This window comes from Thiohalorhabdus sp. Cl-TMA (assembly GCF_041821045.1).
GTDB classification, from domain to species: Bacteria; Pseudomonadota; Gammaproteobacteria; order Thiohalorhabdales; family Thiohalorhabdaceae; genus Thiohalorhabdus; species Thiohalorhabdus methylotropha.
The window spans coordinates 1-18,285 of the sequence record NZ_JBGUAW010000014.1 but is presented as its reverse complement, the minus strand read 5'-3'; the positions used below and the strand labels follow the sequence as shown (position 1 = coordinate 18,285).

Sequence of the window (18,285 nt, the reverse complement as noted above, 5' to 3'; positions counted from 1 at the left end):
TCAATGGGGACCGGGTGAAGGACTTCGCCTACCTGCTTATCGAAAGGCGGTCCGGTTATAAACAGCTCGTGGTCTTCCTTTCCGACCAAGGCAGATATCGCCACCGGTTCCTGGCGGATGCCTACCGGCACGAGATGGGGATTGCGACGCGGAAACCGGGCGCTCTGCGGACGGCGTCCGGAAGGGGCTACGCGCCGCCCTCCCCGCAGTCCCCTCCGGAGATCATGCTCAAGAACGACGGCCTTCTCTATCTGATGTTCGAAAGCTCGGCTTCGGTATTCGTCTGGGATGCTCGCGTCCGGCGTTTCAAAAGGTACTGGCTCAGTGACTGAAGCCCCAAGCCCTCCGGCTCGTTTCCATTAGGCTTTTTCCGCTACCCTGCTTCCATGGCCCGACCGATCCGCATCGAATACCCCGGCGCCCTGTACCACGTGACCGCCCGTGGCGACGGGCGGGACGATATCTACCTGGACGACTGGGACCGTAGGGATTTCCTGGACCTGCTCGGGGAGGTGGTGGAGCGCTTCAACTGGATCCTCCATGCCTACTGCCTCATGGGAAACCATTATCACCTCCTGGTGGAGACGCCGGACGCCAATCTTGCTCGGGGCATGCGCCAGCTCAACGGCGTCTACACGCAGCGCTTCAACCGCAGCCATCACCGCACCGGACACGTGCTTCAGGGACGCTACAAGGCCATCCTGGTGGAGAGGGAGGCCTATCTGCTGGAGCTGGCCCGCTACATCGTGCTCAACCCCGTTCGGGCGGGGCTGGTTTCGGTGCCGGAATACTGGCTCTGGAGCAGCTTCCTGGCCACGGTCGGCATCGAGCCCAAGCCGGATTGGCTCACCACCGACTGGATACTAGCCGCTTTCTCGCCCCACCCCGACGCGGCCCGGGACCTTTACCGCCAGTTCGTCATGGAAGGCATCCGCAAGGCCTCCCCCTGGAAGTCCCTTACCGGCCAGGTCTATCTCGGCTCGGAGGACTTCGTACGGGAGGCGCAGCAAAAGGCGGACGCCACGGATCGGGAGGAGGTCCCGAGGGCCCAGCGCCGGCCACCGCCCCCCTCCCTGGAAGCGCTCGCGAATGAATTCCCCCGGGACGAGGCCATAGCGCGGGCCTATGCGAGCGGCGGCTATACGCTGAAGGAGATCGGAGCCCACTTCGGCCTGCATTATTCCCGGGTCAGCCGGATCGTGCGCACTCAGGAATGGGCAAAAAGCAAGACCTGACCCCGAGTTCCCGTGCGCGCTCAGGAGTGGGCAAAAAGCAAGACATGACCCCGAGTCCCCGCCTACCGAGTGAGGACGGTGCCGTCCCCGGGGCCCGGCTGGCCAGGACCCGCCCACGCCGTTGGGCGGGTCTTTTTTGCTTAATCCACCTGGTCCGTCCCCACCAGTACCTGGATATCCACGTCCGCGGGGAGGTGGGTGTAGTGGGTGAGGGTCTGGTTGCCCGGCAGGGCTCGGCCCAGGGTGACCGCGGGCTTCTTGAAGCCCTCCCGGTAGTAGAGGTGGGTGACGCTCTGCACCGGTCGGTCCTCGGCGATCACGTTCACCACCTCGTAGCCCTGCTTGCCCAGTCGCTCGCCGAGCGTCCGGGCCAGCCCCGCCTCGCCGGAGGCGTTCACGAGACTGAGGCTGATGGCCGGGGAGGCCTGGCGCGGCTCGGAGGTCTCCTCCTTGGCCGGCTGCTCCGCCAGGGTCTGCCGGAGATTGCGGACCTCGGTGCGCAGCGTCTCAACTTGCCCTTCCAGGCGGCCCATCCGCTGGCTGAGGCCGGCGGGCCCCGGCGGGCGGTAGGTGAGGGACAGCAGCGCCCGGGCGTCGGGCCGCGCGCCGTCGAGACCCGGGCAGTAGCCCAGGCCCATGGCCACGGAGACGCCCGCCTCCGGCTTCGTGTAGCGCAGGCCGGGCATGACCTCCAGGCTGCCCAGCCGGTCGGCGCGGGCGTAGTTATAGGTCAGCTCGCCGGTGAAGGCCAGCTCCGGGCTGAGCACATGCCCGTAGGCCCACTGAGCGTAGTATTCCACCGCACTCTTATAGGCGGGCTCTTTCCGGACCTTCGGGTAATCCCGCTTGGCGTATCCCAGGGCGATGCTGACGGCGTTCACCGCCGACCGCTCGCTCAGGTGCCATTCGGCGCTATAGGTATTTTCCCCGCTGGAGACCGGCGGGTCGCCGCTGTCGTTGAGGGTGGAGCCTCGGAGGGTGAAGGCCGAGTACCGACCGGTGTCGGGCCGTTCCAAGAAGCGATAGGTGACCCGGCCTCCCAGATGGCGCCAGCGGCCGCTGTCGCCGTCGTCCACTCGGTAGCGGTAGGGACTGGACAGGCCGAATTCCAGGCGGTCGGTGATGCCGTAGGCCAGCTCGGGAGCGAGGTCCAGGTCGGTGACGTCGCGGCTGGAATCCGAGTCGGAGTAGCGGGAGAGCCCGAGCTGGGCGGAAAGCTCCGTGGCGCCCGCCGGCATGGTATGGGTGTCCGGCAGGGATATGGGCCGCAGTCGCAGCCCGGAGGTGGATTCGGCGGCGCCCGCCGCCGTGCAAAAAGCCAGCCCCCCCGCCAGCAACGCCCGGAAATGGGTTGCCCGCATGCCGCTCTCCCAGAATGGATGAGCGGCGTATTGAACCAGAACCGGGTGTCCGGGACAAATGTCCCGGGGCGCGGTTCAGTGGCCTAGGTCACACGCTCCGGACCGGGGCTCCGCCTGTCACTCGTTGATGAAGTCGCTCTTGTTGAACTGATAGTCGTTCTCCTTCTGCTGGGCGTGGCAGGCGATGCAGCCCTTCTCCTCGCCCTTGGCTACCCGACCGGCGAGCTTGACGCCCTCCTCGCTGGTGGCGACGGTGCCGCCGGGCTCATACTTGGCCCAGAACCAGTTGTTGTGCGCCGGGTCGTAGCCCTCCTCGCGCTTGAACATGACGGTGATGGAATCGAGGTATTCGCCCGGGCTCTCCGCCACCTTGGCGTTGGTGATGTCCTCGCCGGTGTAGTTGCGCTTGACGATCACCTGGCCCCGGTGGCCGGCCACCCCGGCGATGCCGCCGGCGCTGACCTCGCCGTAGAGCGTCTCCAGCACGGCGCCGTGGGGCTCCTGTCCCTCGTAGGGCACCGTGTGGAAGGCGTCCTCCCCCACCAGGCGCGCGTTGTTCATGGCGATCCAGAGGCTGTCGGCATAGTTCACGGAGGCCTGTCCACCGTAGGGCGGCCCCTGCTCCTCGGTGGCGATCTCGGGCAGCGTGCCGCCCGTCTCGCAGCCGGCAAGGGCCAGGGATATGCCGGCCACGCCGATGAGGGCGGTGCCGGTGGTACGCAGCCTGCAAAGCCTTTTCATGATCGGCCTCCCGGGTTGGCGAATGCGCTTCGGCTCCCCCATGAACGGGGGATCCTTCCTGGAATTACGGCCGCCCCCGTGGCAGGGCGCAATTGGGGAGGCCGCGACGGCCCCTAATGGAAAGGGGCGCCGCTTTCACGGATGCGACAAGTGGTTACACGGCGCGGCGGAAGGGGGTATCCTCCGGCCAGCGCCGGATCCGGCGGGGCGCCTCGAAGCGGTCGGGAGGGGCGTCGAGGAAAACCGAACCAGCGAAGGAGTCAGTGCCAGTGGTCAAGCACATCGTCATGTGGCGCCTGAAGGAAGAGGCCCAGGGCAACGGCCGGTCGGCCAATGCGGAATTGGTCAAGGAGAAGCTGGAGGCCCTGGAGGGCCGGATCCCCGGCCTGCTGAAGATCGAGGTGGGCCTGGATTTCAGCGCCACGGACAGCTCCGCGGATGTGGTGCTCTACTCCGAGTTCGAGAGCCGGGAGGCCCTGAAGGCCTACCAGGCCCATCCCGAGCACGAGGCCGTGAAGCCCTTCATCGGCGACGTGCAGAGCGAGCGGCGGGTGGTGGATTACGAGGTTTAGTGCTGGTCCTCAGAGGGATGCCGGTGCCAGGGAAAAATCGAGCCGATCCGCGGAGGCGGGCAGGGCCAGCCCGACCCCCTGTAGCGCGTCATGGCCTTGCCGCTGCAGGGGCGTGGCGCGCGCGAGAAAGCGCTCGAAGTCCGGCTCCGGGGTCAGGGCGTCGACGACACTCGGCAGGTGCCTGGTGACTCCCTCCTCGGCGAAGAGGTCGCTCAGGCTGGGATCGGGTGTGGACACTTCGGGCCTCCTGGTTTCATCCCTTTTCGGAGGCAAATACCGTTTCAGCCTGAAGATGGCGGGCTTTCGGCGGGCACCGGCAAGGAGGCGCGCCGGGACGGGCGGAAGGATTCCCGGTTGCACCAATCGGGTGAGCCGTTTGGGAGGGAAACTGGCTCCTTGAGGGGGCGGGGTCCGCCCCCGCTCCTAGAATGACCACTCGGCGAAGAGCTTGTCCCGCAGGAGCGATACCTCGTCCCGCGAGGTTTCGCGGTCCTGCGCCGCATGGGCCAGGTCGAGGATCTCGCGGTTCATGGCGGACTGGTGGCGGGCGAGCTTGGTAAGGATGAGCCAGCCCATCTGCAGGGCCGGGAGGTCTCCTGCCGCGCGGCGCTCCAGGAAGTGCCCACCGTCGATGCACAGTACCGAGGCCTCGCCCACCCACGGCGGCGGCCGTGGCCGATCGCGGCTCACCCAGGATCAGGCTCAGCTCGCCGATCACCGCTTCCGGTACCATGAGCTCCCGCTCCCGCTCCCGCTCCTCGCCCCGGTCGGTCTTGGAGATGCGTATCGTGCCGGCCGTGAGGATGTAGAGGTCGCGGCTGGTTTCCCCCTCGCGGACCAAGGCCTCGCCGCTATCCAGGTCCAGTGCCGTGCAGATGGATGCCAGGGCGTGGCGGGCGTCCGCGGAAAGCTCGGCGAACAGCGTCAGGCCTTCGAGGGCCTCGACGGAAACCGGTTCTCCGGTCTTCATTGAATCCCCCTCGTTACCATGGTCTGGGCGACCCGTCCCAGGCCGACGATGAAGGCGGCGGTGCGGAAGTCCACGTTCCGTTCCGCGGCAATGGCGAAGACCTTGTCGCAGGCGCGCCGCATGGTGTCCTCGAGCTGGTCGTTCCCCTGCTCTTCGGTCCAGCGGAACTGCTGGATGTTCTGCACCCACTCGAAATAGGAGACGGTGACGCCGCCCGCGTTGGCGAGGATATCCGGCAGGACGCGCACGCCGCGGGACTCCAGGGTTTCATGGGCATCGGGAGTGATCGGGGCGTTGGCGGCCTCGACGATCAGATCGGCCCGGATGTCGGTGACGTTCTCCCGGGTGATCACGTTGCCTAGGGCGGCCGGCACCAGGACGTCGCAGGGCAGGAACAGGACCTCGTCCCGGGCCACCTCGTCAGCGGGGAAGGTCGTTAGCGGGTGGCTCCCGTCGCGGTGATCGAGGAGCGCCGCGATGTCGAGTCCCCGCTCGTCCCGGACGGCCCCTGTCGCGTCCGATACGGCCACCACCTTGCCGCCCGCCTCGTGGAAGAGGCGCGCCAGGTGCGAGCCCACGTTACCAAACCCCTGAACCACGAACCGCTTGCCCGCGAGCCCCTCGCCCAGGCGGCGGAAGTATTCCCGGGTGGCGATGCTCACCCCCCGGCCGGTGGCGGCGTCCCGGCCCAGGCTGCCGGAGAGGTGGACGGGCTTGCCCGTGACCACCGCGGGGGTGAAGCCGCGGAACTTGGCGTACTCGTCCATGATCCAGGCCATCAACTGCGGGCCAGTGTTCACGTCGGGAGCCGGGATGTCGGTCTGGGGCCCGATGATCTCCTGGATGTTCTGGGTGAATTTCCGGGTCAGGCGCTCCCGCTCGCCCTCCGACAGCGCGCCGGGGTCGCAATCGATGCCGCCCTTGCCGCCACCGAAGGGGACATCCACCAGCGCGGTTTTCCAGGTCATCAGGCTGGCCAGGGTGCGCGCCTCGTCCATGTCCACCGTCGGGTGGAAGCGCAGTCCGCCCTTGAATGGCCCGCGGACGTTCTTGTGCTGCACCCGGAATCCCCGGAAGGATGCCACATTGCCGTTGTCCAGGGTGGTGGAGACCTGCACCGAGACTTCCCGGTCCGGGGCTATCAGGTGGCGCTCGATCCGCTGGCCCAGGTCCAGCACCTCCGAGGCCTTCCTGATATACCGGTTGGTTGCTTCGAAGTGGCTCATCCCGACCCCCGCCCGTCGTTCTTCGCTTGTCCGTATACGCTACCGGGATCTTACCTCCTGAGCGGGGAATCGCGCTCATTTTCCTGAAAAAAATGAACATGGGGGGTGCGACGAATCATGGCGGCGTGTATGGAGGGCCTGAAGCCGATTCCGCGGAGCTTTCCGGAACCGGCGGCCCAATGAGCGGGAGGCAGGGCATACCGCCGCACTGGTGCCGGGGAAATTCGAGAGCAAGACCCGGAGTGCGGGGTGTTCTCCGGGAGGCTAGCATGTTCCGTATCGTGTAACGGACGGAGGAGGGCGCTCCCATGGCGAGCGAACATACCGACAATCGGATTCCGGCCGCCGATGTGCAATCGGATCCGCGCTGGCAGGCCGTCCGGGACCGCGATCCCCAGGCGGACGGCACCTTCGTCTACGCGGTCCGGACAACCGGCGTCTACTGCCGTCCTTCTTGCGGCGCTCGCCGCGCGCGGCCCGAGAACGTCGTCTTCCATGACGGACCGCGGGAGGCGGAGCGTGCCGGCTTTCGCCCGTGCCGGCGATGCCGGCCTGATGAGGCGCCATCCGCCGCCCGTGACGCGGAGCGGGTGGCCGCGCTCTGTCGGCGCATCGAGGCCAGCGCTGAGGTGCCGTCGCTGGAGACGCTGGCGGCCCACGCCGGCCTCAGCGTTTCCCGTATGCACCGCATCTTCAAGGCGGTCACCGGCCTGACGCCGCGCGCCTATGCGGAGGCGCACCGCGGCAGGCGCCTGCGCCGTGGCCTGCGCGAGCGCATCCCTGTGACGGAGACCCTGTACGCGGCCGGCTACGGCTCTCCTGGACGCTTCTACGCCCGTTCGGGCGAGCTGCTCGGCATGACGCCGACTCAGTTCAGTTCCGGAGGCGCCGAGGCGAGGATCCGTTTCGCCGTGGGCGAATGCTCGCTGGGCTCGATCCTGGCCGCAGCTACGGAGCGTGGGGTTTGCGCCATCCTGCTCGGCGATGACCCCGAGGTACTGGTGCACGACCTCGAGGAGCGTTTCCCGCGCGCCGAGCTGATCGGTGCCGACCCGGGCTTCGAGGGGCTCGTGGCGAAGGTGGTGGGACTCGTGGAGGAGCCCGCCATGCCCGTGGAGCTGCCGCTGGACATCCGCGGCACCGCTTTTCAGCAGCGGGTGTGGGAGGCCCTGGCACGCATCCCCGCCGGGTCCACCAGCACCTATGCGGAGATCGCCCGGGCAGTGGGCCGGCCCGGGTCCGCCCGCGCCGTGTCGCGGGCGTGCTCCGCCAATCCGCTGGCTGTGGCCATCCCCTGTCACCGAGTGGTGCGGACGGATGGTGGCCTCGCGGGCTATCGCTGGGGCGTCAAGCGTAAGCGCGCTCTGCTCGCGCGCGAGCGGGAACCGCGCTCATAGTCCAAGGGGCCCGTCCCGGCGGTCGGACCCCAAATGATGTTGAGAATGCTTCTCAGTTAGTATAGATTCATGGGCCGGAATCCCTCCCCCGACAACCGGCGACACGGGTTGCGCATTGAAACCGGGCCCCTCCGATCTCCAGCTCTATCGGCAGCACCAGGCCAGGCTGATCGAGTATGCCGCCCATGTGGTGGGCTCCCGGGCGCACGCCGAGGACATCGTCCAGGAGGCCTATATCCGCTTCAGCGCCCGCCGGCAGGACACCGGGGAGGAGGCCCCGGACCCGGAAGCGGTGGAGCCTACCGTCTCCAGTCCCGTTTCGTACCTGTATCGGATTGTCCGGAACCTCGCCCTGGACTGGAAAAGGCGATCAGCCGGCGCCCCGGAGTACGCCGAAACTTCCGAGCCCGGCGAGGTCGCGGGTCCCTCCGCCACGCCGGAGCAGGCGGTTCTCCAGCAGGACCAGCTCCGGATACTGGCGGAGGCCCTGGCCGAGCTCCCGGAACGGACCCGCATCGCATTCGACATGCATCGACTGGAGGGGAGAACGCTCCAGGAGGTAGCGGACAGTCTGGGCATTTCCGTGGTACGCGCGCATCAGCTCGTCAAGGACGCGATACGGCACGCCTCGGCGCGAATGGATGGTTATGTTTGATCGCCGGATCGCCGTCTATATCATTGGCCGCCATCCGACTCCATGGATCGTTAGGGACGCCGGAGGGCAGCTTCCGTCATGACCGCTGAGCATCCGGAGCAAGCGTCGCTGCGCGAGGAGGCCATCGACTGGCTGCTGTTGGTGGAGGCCGCGCCCGAGGACGAGAACGTGCGGGCGGAGCTCGCGGCCTGGCGGAGGCGGAGTGCCGCGCATGAAGCCGCCTACCGCAGCGTCGCGGACACGTGGCAGCTTGCGGAAAGCCTTCCTCGGGATTATGCGGAACGGTTCGCCCCGGCGTCTCCATCCGGGCCGGAAACCGGGCGGGAGGTCCGCGGGCGCCGTTCGACGCGCATTCCCCCCATGCGCATCCCCGGCGGTCGTCTGACGGCGGGGATGGCTGCCACCGCGCTGTTGGCGGGACTCCTGACGCTCTGGGCGCCCTGGCTCTACCTGGGAGCGGACTACCTGACCGGTGTCGGGGAGGTACGAAAGGTGGCGCTCGGAGACGGCAGCACCGTGTACCTCGGCGCCGAGAGCGCGGTAAGCGTGCGTTACGGGCCATCGGCGAGACGGGTCCGCCTGCTGCGGGGTCGGGCCTTCTTCGAGGTGGAGCCCTCCGCGGAGCGTCCCTTCTCCGTCAGCACCGGGGCGGTCACGGCCACGGCCAAGGGCACGGCTTACGGTGTCGAGGCCGGTGAGGAATCGGTCTCCGTAGCGGTGCGATCCGGGTCCGTGGAGGTTCGCCTAAAAGGGGCCGGCGGGCGGTCGGTGCAGTTATCCCCCGGGGAACGGCTGCGCATGGCGCGCGACACCGGAACCGTCAGCAGGACCCGTACCGCCGTCGCCAATATCGCCTCCTGGCGCGAGGGACGGCTGGTGGTGGACGGCATGACGCTGACCGAGGTGATCGAGCGGATCGGTCATCACCACCGCGGCATGATCTGGCTCCGGGACCGGGAGCTTGCCGGCCAGCGGGTGACCGGGGTGTTCAATCTCGACCATCCGCTGGCGGCCCTCCGAGCCGCGGCGGGCACCCGGGACGCCCGGGTAACGGAATACACCCCCTATCTGGTGGTGGTCTCCGCCCGGGAGTGAGCGCCCCCGGCTGTCCGGTCCAACCTGAAGACCGTTCGGGATCTCCGTCCGGCCCGTATCGAAAAAAATTCGCTTCCCCCCCTTAAATTCCGCCCCGCTGATTCGTCTTGTCCCCCGAAGAGCTGCGAATGCGACGAATTCGCAGCCAATTTTCCGCAAGCGATAGGGGGCGGGCATGTATCCCAACGGGCCGTATGGCACCTTGGATAAGGGGGGATGTACAGAGAAGGGGAAGAAGGGAAGAAAGGGGAGGCTGGCCGCCTTTGTGGGGGTCTGCGCCCTGATCGGTTACGGGGCGGCTGCTCCGGCCGCTGCCGGATACGAGCCGCCACTCCTGGTGGCCCAGGCGGAAACGGAATCGCCGAAGAAGCAGCGATTCGACATCCCGGCGCAGGCGCTGTCCTCCGCGCTTACGGAGTTTGGTCGGGAAACGGGCTTGCAGGTGGCGGTTAAGACCGAGCAGGTTGCGGATCTGCGCACGAAGGGCGTCCGGGGTCGTCTCACCGCCAAGCGGGCACTGACCAAGCTGCTGGCCGGGACCGGTCTGGTATACCGCTTCTCCGGCAACCACACGGTGACCCTGCGACGCTCCGGGGCGGAGGGCGGCAAGGGCTCGTCCCGCCTGGGGGACATCACCGTGCGTGCCATGCGGGAAAGCCCGGTGGGCCCGGATGCCACCCTGGTGCCCCAGCGGACGAGCACGGCTTCCAAGCTCGGTACGGCGGTGGAGCGAGCACCCCGGTCCATCTCCATCGTCACCACCGACGAGCTGGAGGAGCGGCCGGTCCGCGACCTCAACGACGCGCTCGACTACACGGCGGGCGTGTTTACCGATTACTCCGGGCAGGACGACCGGTTCGACCTGTTCAAGATCCGCGGTTTTGACCAGGGCCAGTCCGGCAGCTATCGGGACGGCCTGGAGCGGCGCCTGAACGGTTCCTTCCTGCAATCGCGGGCGGTGCCCTACGGGATCCAGCGCGTGGAGGTGCTCAAGGGCTCCACTTCCTCCCTCTATGGCCAGAACTCGCCGGGCGGCATGATCAATCTGATCACCAAGCGCCCCACCGACTATCCCATGGGCGAGGTTTTCATCGGCGCCGGCACCCAGAAAATGCGCCAGGGCGGCTTCGACGCGGGCGGGCCGCTCACCGGCGACGGCGCGGTGCTGGGCCGCCTGACGGCCCTGGTACAGGATGGGGAGACGCAGTTGGACTTCAGCCAGGATGACCGCGTCTACATCGCCCCGGCACTGACCTGGCGGCCCACCGACGCCACCTCGCTGACGGTGCTCACCAACTACACCAAGACCGAGGCGATCCCGGCGGCCGGAGTGCCGAGGGCGGGGTCGCTGGACTCGAACCCCAACGGCGAGGTGAAGCGCAGCTTTTTCAGCGGCGATCCCGACTTCAACCGCTACGACACCGAGGAAGGCTCGGTAGGCTACCAGTTCCGCCACGCCTTCTCCGAAGGGGTGGAGCTCCGCCAGAACGCCCGGTTCACCTGGCTCTCCGTGGCTTATGACACCGTTTACGGCCTCGGTCTGCAGCCGGATCAGCGGACCCTAAACCGAGCCGCCTATGCCGTGGACGGCCAGTCGCGGGGTCTGGTGGCGGATACCCAGCTTCACGTGGACAGGAGCTGGGAGGGCGTCGCCAACAAGACGGTCTTCGGTGTCGACATCAGCTACGACGAGACCGACGAAGAGCAGAAGTACGGCACCGCGACGACCATCGACGTCTACGACCCCGACTATTCCGGGGATTCGGTGCTTTCGCTGCCACCCTTCGTGGACGACAGCTACACCGAGACCAACCTCGGCGTCTACGTAAGCGACGAGCTTACCCTGGACGACCGCTGGGTGCTGAATCTCGGCGGCCGCTACGATCTGGTCAGGCAGAAGACCGAGGACCACCTCGTCGATGAGACCGCGCACCATAAGGACAAGGCGTTCACCGGACGGGTGGGCATGAGCTATGTCTCCGACCTGGGGCTGGTGCCTTACGTTAGCTATGCCCAGTCCTTTCAGCCGCGCACCGAGACCCTGGCGAGCGGCGGCCAGCCGGATCCCGAGGAGGGCGTCCAGTACGAGGCCGGCCTTAAATACCGCCCCAACCACTTCAACGCCCTGTTCACCCTGGCCGCATTCCAGATCGAGGAGTCCAACCGACTCGTCTACGTGGGGCCCGCCTACGAGCAGCGCGGCGAGTTCCGCGTGCGTGGCGCCGAACTGGAGGCGCGCGTGGACGTGGGCAGCGGCTGGAGCTTCGTCGGCACCGGCAGCCTCCTCGAAAGCAAGATCACGGAAGGCGCAAACAAGGGCAAGGAGACCACGCGAATGCCGGAGGTCCAGGCCTCCACCTGGCTGTCGCACCGGTTCCGGCCGAAAACGATTCTAGAGGGGCTCAAGGCCGGCGTCGGGGTGCGCTACATCGGAAAGACCTGGGGTAATGAGGCCAACACGCTGCGGATCCCCAGCCACACGGTGGTGGACGCCTCGGCCTCTTATGCCCTGGACGAGGATGTGGATCTCACGGTGGATGCCACCAACATCCTCGACCGGGAGTACATCAGCACCTGCTATCCGAGCTTCAGCGCCTGCTACTACGGCGACGAGCGCAGCGTGACTGCCAAGATGCGCTACCACTGGTAGTCGCTTCCCATGGCCCCGTGAGAGCCGGGCCCGTGCCGCCGCTTTTCGGCCGGCTGCACGGGCCGCGGTGCGTCGGGCCGGCTTCGCCCGGCATTCCCCGATTCCCCCCCTGGAGGTGAGAGCGCCTTGCCGCTACCCGATTCCCTTACCATCGCCAGCCTGCTGGCGTTCGGCGTGCTGCTTTGCCTGCCCGGTTCCCGGCGTCGGAGGCCGACGCTGTGGGTGCTCGCCCTGACGGCCCTGGCAACCGGGGGTGTCGCCGCCTGGAGCCTGCGGTGGGAGGTGGCGCCGGCCTTGGCGGTGGCCCTGCTGCTGAATTTTGCCTTGTTGGCGAACCGGCTCCGGCACGCTGGCGATCCGTCCACCCGCCGCCCCCTCGCCGGTGTGGTGGTCGTTACGGCTGCCGTCGCCGCCGCGCTTCCCTATTATTTCTTCCCCGTGTTCGCCCTCCCCGATCCGGACGGGCCCCACAAGGTGGGCATGCGCCATTTCCAGGTGGTCGACCACAGGCGGAAGGGCGTGCTGTACGCGCCGGCGGATCGGCCGCGCACGCTGCCGGTGACCGTCTGGTATCCGGCACGGGCCGGGGAGGCAGCCTGGACGCGTCCGTACCTGACCCGGCGGCGGACGCTGGACGAGCTGGTCTCCACGGCGCGCAACTTCGGGCTGTGGGGCTTCCGGCTCACGCAGCTGCACTCCGTGCGGGCGCATTCGCGTCCGGGTGCGCCGGTGGCCGCCAAGGGCGGCCCCTTTCCCGTGGCCCTCTTCAACCACGGCTTCTGGTCCTACCGGGCCCAGAATACGGCCCTCATGGAGCGGCTCGCCAGCCACGGTTTCGTCGTCTTCAGCGTGGCCCACCCGCGCGACGGCGCCGCCGTCCGTCTGGAGGACGGCACACTGGTCCGCTCCGTGCCGCAGACCGGGCCGCAGGGCGTGGGGGATCCGAAGGCGGGCCGAACCTTCAAGGAGGCCGCCGAGGCATTCACTGGCGGGGCCGGCCACGCCGAGCGCCTCGCCGCCCTCGACACCTTCAAGGCGGCCTTGGCCGAACATCGGCTGGGCGAGAGCGCGCGCGCCTGGCGGGCCGACGTGCTGGCGGTGATCCGGGCCCTGGAAGAGGATCCGCCGCGCACCGTGGCTGACGTGATAGCACGCGCCGCTCTGGACCGGCGCGCCCATCTCGGCATGTCCTTCGGCGGCACCACGGCGGCGAGTGCCTGCCAAGCCGACCGGCACTGTGCCGCCGTGGTCAACCTCGACGGCGAGAATTACCACCCCGGGCTCTTCGACGAGGAGCTGCGGGCGCCCATGCTGCTTCTGCTCTCCGATCGGAAGCAGGAGGCGCCGGACTTCGATCCCACCGACTACGCCTGGGAGGAATGGTCCACCATGGGCGAGCGCGAGGACATCCACCGCTGGCGCGTGGACGGTCTCGATCATCTGGGACTGATGGATCTCACCTTGTCCGCGCGGCCGCCGTTCCACGCCGGGCTCTTCGGATCGCTGGATGGCGGCCGGGCGCTCCGCCTCCAGAACGATGCCGTGATCGCCTTCCTTCGGGCCGTCGTGCGGGGAGCGGATACTGGCTTCCCCGGGAGGGTGCTCGATCGTTACCCGGAGATCGAAATCCACGACCCCTCGGGGGTTCAGGAGTACGTCCGCGCAAGGGAAGAGGAATAGCTTCCAATCGGCACCGGGCCCGGACTTTCCGTCGGGGGTTCCGTGCCTGAGGGGCTTCGGGGCCGCGTTTCGACCGTAGGGAGCCCCCGGTTGGTGAGCCTGGCGGGAGGTCGGGGTACCTTGGGGCTCCGTCCGCTACGGAGCGGGGACGCGGTAACACCCCGCCCGGAGCGCGCCAAGCTGCCGCGCCCGCCGTGCTGGGGTCCGGGCGCGGGATCTGATATACTCTTTCGTCTTTGTGCGAGAAGCAGTCTCCCCTTGGGGAACTGTACCCTTGCATGAATGGTCTGCCTAGTGGGCTGCAAGGGGTGACGCTGGATCATCGGGCGTACCCCTGGCAGAGTATGCCCACGAGCAGAGAAAAGACCGCCTCCGGACCCGGGGCAACCGAGACCAGGAAAACGATTCCTCCCAATCCATTGGACTGGCGTACAGGGGAGATTTGATGGAAGACAAGCAGGATATGCGTCGACGGGCCTACGATGCGCGGAAGGCCCAGGAGAACAAGGACGAGGTCAGCCAGAAGGCCATCGAGCATCTCGTCGCCCTGCCCGAGTACCAGCAGGCGAAGACCGTGATGTGGTACATCGATGCCCGCACCGAGCTTCGTACCCGCCAGTACCTGCCCGAGGCCCTCGCCAGCGACAAGACCATCGTGGTTCCCTACTGCACCTCGGACGAGAACGGCGAAAACAAGCTCGGCCTGTACGTGCTGGAGGACATGGACGAGCTGGTGGTCGGAAAGTGGCAGATCCTCGAGCCGCCCAAGGAGCGCTGGGGCGAGACGGGCAAGGAGGTCGCCCCCGAGGACCTGGACTTCGTGATCGTGCCCGGCGTCGGCTTCGACCGCACCGGCGGCCGCATGGGTAACGGCCAGGGCTACTACGACCGCCTGCTGGAGCGCGTGCGCCCGGATGCCCCGCTCGTCGCGATCTGCTACGAGGCCCAGATCTTCGACAAGATCCCCGTGGACGACCACGACGTCTATATGGACAAGATCGTGACCGAGGAAGGCGTCTTCAACGGCAAGGGCAGGGGATAAACCATGGCGGCGGCCCTAGTCGACGATACCTATGCCGAGGCATTCAAGAGCATCTACGTCGAATTCCTGGTAACCGCCCGGGATCGGACCTGGCTGCAGCACGCCGTCAACGCGGCCACCGGCCACGGGTCCAGCACCATCCTTTGCGACTGCGAGGCTGGCGTCACGCGCATCGTGGGCCCCGGGGGGGACGACGAGTCCTTCCCTACGCCCGACGGCCGCATCGGCGCCATCATTCAGCTGCACATGCCGAAGTTTCGTCCGGACCGGGTGGAGGCCCTGGAGAAGGCCGCCCTGGCGCGCATCTCCCAGAACGTTCTCACCTGCCCCACGGCGGCCTGCTTCAATCTGGTCGATAGCGACACCTACTACCAGATGGGCCGGAAGGTCTCCTACTTCGGCAACGGCTGGCAGTTCCGCGACGAGCGCTACGGCCGCAAGGTCTGGGTGACGCCGATCCTGAGCGGGGAGTTCGTCATGGACCGCCGCCTCGGCTACACCGAGGGCCTCATGGGCGGCAACCTGTGGTTCTTCGGCGAGGACACCGATGCCGCCCTGGCCGCCGCCGAGCGCGGCGTGGCGGCGGTGGACCAGATCCCCGGCGTGAACATGCCGTTCCCGGGGGGTATCGCCGGCAGCGGCTCCAAGGCGGGGAGCAACTACTCCTTCACCATCGCCTCCACCTTCGAGCGCTTCTGCCCGACCCTGCAGGACGAGCCCGAGATCGACCCCGGCCTGCCGGCCGGCGTGAGCTCGGTCATGGAGATCATCATGAACGGCCGGGACCTGCAGTCCGTCATCGACGCCACCCAGGCGGCCATTGAGGCGGCCAAGGAGACCCCGGGCCTGGTGCGCATCTCCGCCGGCAACTACGGCGGCAAGCTGGGCAAGAACCTGATCTATCTCCATCCCGAGAAACAGCCCGACAGCCCCGCTTAGCGGGAAGCGTCGGGGCTTTCAGCTGGTGCCCGCCTCGGCCGAGGCGGGCGCTCCTATTCAGTGAGTCGAGATCATGACGGCGAATTCCGGACAACAGGCCCTGCTTCTCGACGGCCGGGAGGCGGCCCGCAGCCTGCGTGAGAACCTGGGCGCCACCCTGGCGGCCGAGGGCGGTCCCGACGTGACGCTGGCCACGGTGATGGTCGGCGAGGACGAGGCCAGCGAGCGCTACATCCGCATGCGCGACCGGCAGGCCGATAACCTCGGTCTGCGCACGCGCCTGCTCCGGCTGCCCGCCGACATCGCCCAGGCGGACCTGGAGGAGGCCGTCCGGGAGCTGGTGGCCGACCCCGAGGTGCACGGCATCATCGTCCAGCTACCCCTGCCCGGCGGCCTGGACGCCGATGCGGTGACCGGGCTCGTGCCGCCGGAGAAGGACATCGACGGGCTCACCGAAGGCAACCTGGGCCGCCTGGTGCGGGGCGTTACCGGCCTGATTCCCTGCACGCCCCTGGGCGTCATGCGCCTGATCGGGCACTACGGCATTCCCACGGAAGGCCGCCGCGCGGTCATCGTGGGCCGCTCCACGGTGGTGGGTCTGCCGCTCACCCTGCTGCTGAGCGCGCGCGGCGCCGACGCAACGGTGACCCTGGCGCACTCCCGCACCCCGGACTTGGCCACCGTTACCCGCGAGGCCGACATTCTGGTGGCCGCGGCGGGCAGCCCCGGGCTCATTACCGCCGAGCACATCAAACCGGGCGCGGCCGTGTTCGACGTGGGCATGACGCCCACGGACGCCGGCATCGAGGGCGACGTGGATTTCAACTCGGTACAGGAAGTGGCCGGCGCGGTCACCCCCAACCCAGGCGGCACCGGTCCCATGACCGTGGCCTGCGTGCTGGAGAACACCGTCAAGGCCGCCCGGCTCCAGGGCCGCCTGCCCGCTGAATGAAGCGCCAATAGCCTCGGCGCCCTATCCCGCCAACGCCGTCCTACCCGAACCGCCCGGGACCGTATCCAGTAGGGCTTTCCGGGGAGCCCGCTAAACGGGCCGGAGGAAGTCCGGGCTCAGGAAGGGCTCGGCGTGCGGGCGCAGGAGCGTGTCTGGATAGGTGCGCTCGGCGCCGTTCTTGATGAGGCCCGCCGCGCGGCCCTGCATGGGGATCGGGCCCACGTTGCCCACGGCGTCCCCGTCCCCCAGGGACACCAGCAGGCCCAGGCGGTTGGGCATATACGCGGTCAGTGGAGAACGGCCGCGGACGCGGTCTCGGATCAGGGCGGCCAGGTAGCGGCCCTGGTACATGGCCTCCATGGCCGTGGCCGGCGTGGCGGTCTCGCCACCGTCGGGCTCCTTGCGCACGGCGCAGTCCCCCGCGGCGAGGATATCCGGATGGTCCGGACAGCACAGGCCGCCGTCGACGATCATCCGGCCCTGCCGGTTGACCCCGAGTCCCGCCTCCCGCAGGAATTCCGGCGCACGCATACCACCCGCCCAGACGAGCACGCCGTGCGGAGCACCGGTTCCACCCAGAACCACCGTATCCTCGGTGATCCGCTCCAGGGGTGCCGCCAGGCGCACCTCCACACCCTTGCGCTCCAGGATCCTCCGCGCCGCCCGCCCATGGCAGGCATCCATCTCCGGAAGGAGCCGGTCGCGGGATTCCGAGAGGATCAGGCGGACGTCGTCCAGCGGGGCACCGTGGCGGTCGGCCAGGTCGGGCAGGCGATGGGCGAGCTCGCCGGCGAGCTGGCAGCCCGTGTAGCCGCCCCCTGCCACCACCGTAGTCAGAAGGCGCCGCCGCGTATCACGGTCGGGGTGAGGAGCGGCCCGGGCGAAGGCGCTCTCCAGGGCATCGTGCAGGGTCTCGGCGCCCGCCCGGTCGCGTAGCGTATGGGCCTGCTCGGCCAGTCCGGGAATTTCCGGGGCGGTGGGCAGGGACCCCAGGGCCACCACCAGCAGGTCGTAGGAGAAGGGGCCGATATCGGTGTCCACGCGTCGGGATCCGGGATGCAGGGACTCCACCGCGGCCTGATGGAGGTCTACCCCGTCCAGGGGCAGGTCGCCGTAATCGATGCAGGCCTGTTCGGGGGCCAGCGTTCCCGCGGCCACCTGATGCATCCAGACCACCACCTCATGGCAAGGGGCGCGCTCCACGAGGTCCACCCGGACCGCTTCCGGTAGCTGCCCCTTTCGCCGCAGGGCGCCCAGGTCCAGGGCCGTGCGCAGACCGGCGTAGCCGCCGCCCAGGATCAGAACCCGCACGGCCTTCAGTCCTCCCCGTCCGCCCGGCGGGACGCGTCCCCGGCGGAGGGTTCTTCCTCGGGGGCCTCCTGCCGGCGGCGGCTCCCCAGGTGGGACTCCTCCAGCGGCACCTGCACCTCGCGCGCCACCTCCTCGAGGATTCCGGAAAGCACCCTCGGGCCCACGGCCAGGCCGCGAAGGGCGCTGGCCGCGTTGTGGCGGAGGTGCTCGCGGGCCGGGCCGGGCAGCCAGGTAAGCGGGGTGGCGGCCGTTTCCAGACCCAGCCGGGCCAGACGGGTGGCCAGGTCCGTGGCCTCCTGGAAGCCGCAGCCGGCCTCGCGCTCCGCGGGGCCGTCGCCGGATGGGTGCGCACTACGGGGGTCATCGGCCATAGCTTGTTCTCCTAGGGCCTGTTAACGCTATTTGATATACTGTGCTAATGGAAATCACCCAAGCACAGTACGAACAGATTGAAGACCT

18 protein-coding genes and 1 pseudogene are annotated in these 18,285 nt (G+C 68.2%); 11 read left to right on the top strand and 8 right to left on the bottom strand.

The genetic code is table 11. From position 1 onward, the window contains the following. The first annotated feature begins 14 nt into the window (after positions 1–14). Both ACERLL_RS16610 and ACERLL_RS16605 read left to right on the top strand, forming a co-directional pair. Positions 15–332, top strand: a complete 318-nt coding sequence (locus ACERLL_RS16610; RefSeq protein ID WP_373657222.1) for a hypothetical protein — start codon at positions 15–17, stop codon at positions 330–332. Positions 333–386: 54 nt separating this feature from the next. Further along, positions 387–1,235, top strand: coding sequence for a transposase (locus tag ACERLL_RS16605; RefSeq protein ID WP_373657221.1), 849 nt, complete (start codon positions 387–389; stop codon positions 1,233–1,235). A gap of 140 nt (positions 1,236–1,375) precedes the next feature. Here the strand turns inward: ACERLL_RS16605 and ACERLL_RS16600 are convergent, their stop codons facing one another. Both ACERLL_RS16600 and ACERLL_RS16595 read right to left on the bottom strand, forming a co-directional pair. Then, a complete protein-coding gene (locus ACERLL_RS16600; RefSeq protein ID WP_373657220.1) occupies positions 1,376–2,596 on the bottom strand; it encodes a LytR C-terminal domain-containing protein in 1,221 nt (406 codons plus the stop codon). Between the two features lie 117 nt (positions 2,597–2,713). Continuing rightward, on the bottom strand, positions 2,714–3,337 hold the full coding sequence (locus ACERLL_RS16595) for a cytochrome P460 family protein (RefSeq protein ID WP_373657219.1): 624 nt from the start codon (positions 3,335–3,337) through the stop codon (positions 2,714–2,716). 269 nt (positions 3,338–3,606) lie between these two features. On the opposite strand from ACERLL_RS16595, the gene ACERLL_RS16590 reads away from it, so the two are divergent. Beyond that, positions 3,607–3,909 carry a Dabb family protein gene (locus tag ACERLL_RS16590; protein ID WP_373657218.1) on the top strand — a complete coding sequence of 101 codons (303 nt, stop codon included), beginning with the start codon at positions 3,607–3,609 and terminating at the stop codon, positions 3,907–3,909. Between the two features lie 9 nt (positions 3,910–3,918). On the opposite strand, the gene ACERLL_RS16585 is transcribed toward ACERLL_RS16590, so the two are convergent. From ACERLL_RS16585 to ACERLL_RS16570, 4 genes and pseudogenes are all read right to left on the bottom strand, one after another. Beyond that, complete coding sequence (locus ACERLL_RS16585) at positions 3,919–4,146, bottom strand: hypothetical protein (RefSeq protein WP_373657217.1); 228 nt, start codon at positions 4,144–4,146, stop codon at positions 3,919–3,921. Positions 4,147–4,332: 186 nt separating this feature from the next. Next, the gene (locus ACERLL_RS16580; protein ID WP_373657253.1) at positions 4,333–4,599 is read right to left on the bottom strand and encodes a hypothetical protein; all 267 of its coding nucleotides are present in this window, start codon (positions 4,597–4,599) and stop codon (positions 4,333–4,335) included. 28 nt (positions 4,600–4,627) lie between these two features. Further along, positions 4,628–4,879 (bottom strand): annotated as a pseudogene (locus ACERLL_RS16575) (hypothetical protein); the annotation flags it as partial. After that, positions 4,876–6,105 (bottom strand): Glu/Leu/Phe/Val family dehydrogenase, encoded by a 1,230-nt coding sequence (locus tag ACERLL_RS16570; RefSeq protein WP_373657216.1) that lies wholly within the window; start codon positions 6,103–6,105, stop codon positions 4,876–4,878. The pseudogene ACERLL_RS16575 and the gene ACERLL_RS16570, both read right to left, overlap by 4 nt. 308 nt (positions 6,106–6,413) lie before the next feature. Here ACERLL_RS16570 and ada point away from each other — a divergent pair, with 308 nt between their 5' ends. From ada to ACERLL_RS16530, 8 genes are all read left to right on the top strand, one after another. After that, positions 6,414–7,502: a bifunctional DNA-binding transcriptional regulator/O6-methylguanine-DNA methyltransferase Ada gene (gene ada / locus ACERLL_RS16565; RefSeq protein ID WP_373657215.1), complete on the top strand. Its 1,089-nt coding sequence runs from the start codon at positions 6,414–6,416 to the stop codon at positions 7,500–7,502. Positions 7,503–7,617: 115 nt separating this feature from the next. Continuing rightward, positions 7,618–8,157, top strand: a complete 540-nt coding sequence (locus tag ACERLL_RS16560; protein ID WP_373657214.1) for a sigma-70 family RNA polymerase sigma factor — start codon at positions 7,618–7,620, stop codon at positions 8,155–8,157. A 78-nt stretch (positions 8,158–8,235) separates the two neighbouring features. After that, entirely contained in the window at positions 8,236–9,252 is a 1,017-nt protein-coding gene (locus ACERLL_RS16555) for a FecR family protein (protein ID WP_373657213.1), read from the top strand. Positions 9,253–9,517: 265 nt separating this feature from the next. Next, a complete protein-coding gene (locus tag ACERLL_RS16550) occupies positions 9,518–11,902 on the top strand; it encodes a TonB-dependent siderophore receptor (RefSeq protein WP_373657212.1) in 2,385 nt (794 codons plus the stop codon). A 126-nt stretch (positions 11,903–12,028) separates the two neighbouring features. Beyond that, positions 12,029–13,582, top strand: a complete 1,554-nt coding sequence (locus tag ACERLL_RS16545) for an alpha/beta hydrolase (RefSeq protein ID WP_373657211.1) — start codon at positions 12,029–12,031, stop codon at positions 13,580–13,582. Between the two features lie 445 nt (positions 13,583–14,027). Next, positions 14,028–14,624 (top strand): 5-formyltetrahydrofolate cyclo-ligase, encoded by a 597-nt coding sequence (locus ACERLL_RS16540; RefSeq protein WP_373657210.1) that lies wholly within the window; start codon positions 14,028–14,030, stop codon positions 14,622–14,624. A gap of 3 nt (positions 14,625–14,627) precedes the next feature. Further along, on the top strand, positions 14,628–15,563 hold the full coding sequence (fhcD, locus tag ACERLL_RS16535) for a formylmethanofuran--tetrahydromethanopterin N-formyltransferase (RefSeq protein WP_373657209.1): 936 nt from the start codon (positions 14,628–14,630) through the stop codon (positions 15,561–15,563). A 73-nt stretch (positions 15,564–15,636) separates the two neighbouring features. Continuing rightward, positions 15,637–16,515: a bifunctional 5,10-methylenetetrahydrofolate dehydrogenase/5,10-methenyltetrahydrofolate cyclohydrolase gene (locus ACERLL_RS16530; protein WP_373657208.1), complete on the top strand. Its 879-nt coding sequence runs from the start codon at positions 15,637–15,639 to the stop codon at positions 16,513–16,515. 90 nt (positions 16,516–16,605) lie between these two features. On the opposite strand, the gene ACERLL_RS16525 is transcribed toward ACERLL_RS16530, so the two are convergent. Continuing rightward, a complete protein-coding gene (locus ACERLL_RS16525) occupies positions 16,606–17,826 on the bottom strand; it encodes an NAD(P)/FAD-dependent oxidoreductase (protein ID WP_373657207.1) in 1,221 nt (406 codons plus the stop codon). Between the two features lie 5 nt (positions 17,827–17,831). Beyond that, positions 17,832–18,197, bottom strand: a complete 366-nt coding sequence (locus ACERLL_RS16520) for a hypothetical protein (protein ID WP_373657206.1) — start codon at positions 18,195–18,197, stop codon at positions 17,832–17,834. Positions 18,198–18,285 lie beyond the last annotated feature (88 nt).

What these genes read in the sequence shown, in the direction of transcription:
- ada (WP_373657215.1), top strand. Translation starts at nt 6,414, where the DNA reads ATGGCGAGCGAACATACCGACAATCGGATTCCGGCCGCCGATGTGCAA.
- fhcD (WP_373657209.1), top strand. Translation starts at nt 14,628, where the DNA reads ATGGCGGCGGCCCTAGTCGACGATACCTATGCCGAGGCATTCAAGAGC.
- ACERLL_RS16600 (WP_373657220.1), bottom strand. Translation starts at nt 2,596, where the DNA reads ATGCGGGCAACCCATTTCCGGGCGTTGCTGGCGGGGGGGCTGGCTTTT.
- ACERLL_RS16530 (WP_373657208.1), top strand. Translation starts at nt 15,637, where the DNA reads ATGACGGCGAATTCCGGACAACAGGCCCTGCTTCTCGACGGCCGGGAG.
- ACERLL_RS16570 (WP_373657216.1), bottom strand. Translation starts at nt 6,105, where the DNA reads ATGAGCCACTTCGAAGCAACCAACCGGTATATCAGGAAGGCCTCGGAG.
- ACERLL_RS16605 (WP_373657221.1), top strand. Translation starts at nt 387, where the DNA reads ATGGCCCGACCGATCCGCATCGAATACCCCGGCGCCCTGTACCACGTG.
- ACERLL_RS16520 (WP_373657206.1), bottom strand. Translation starts at nt 18,197, where the DNA reads ATGGCCGATGACCCCCGTAGTGCGCACCCATCCGGCGACGGCCCCGCG.
- ACERLL_RS16555 (WP_373657213.1), top strand. Translation starts at nt 8,236, where the DNA reads ATGACCGCTGAGCATCCGGAGCAAGCGTCGCTGCGCGAGGAGGCCATC.
- ACERLL_RS16595 (WP_373657219.1), bottom strand. Translation starts at nt 3,337, where the DNA reads ATGAAAAGGCTTTGCAGGCTGCGTACCACCGGCACCGCCCTCATCGGC.
- ACERLL_RS16540 (WP_373657210.1), top strand. Translation starts at nt 14,028, where the DNA reads ATGGAAGACAAGCAGGATATGCGTCGACGGGCCTACGATGCGCGGAAG.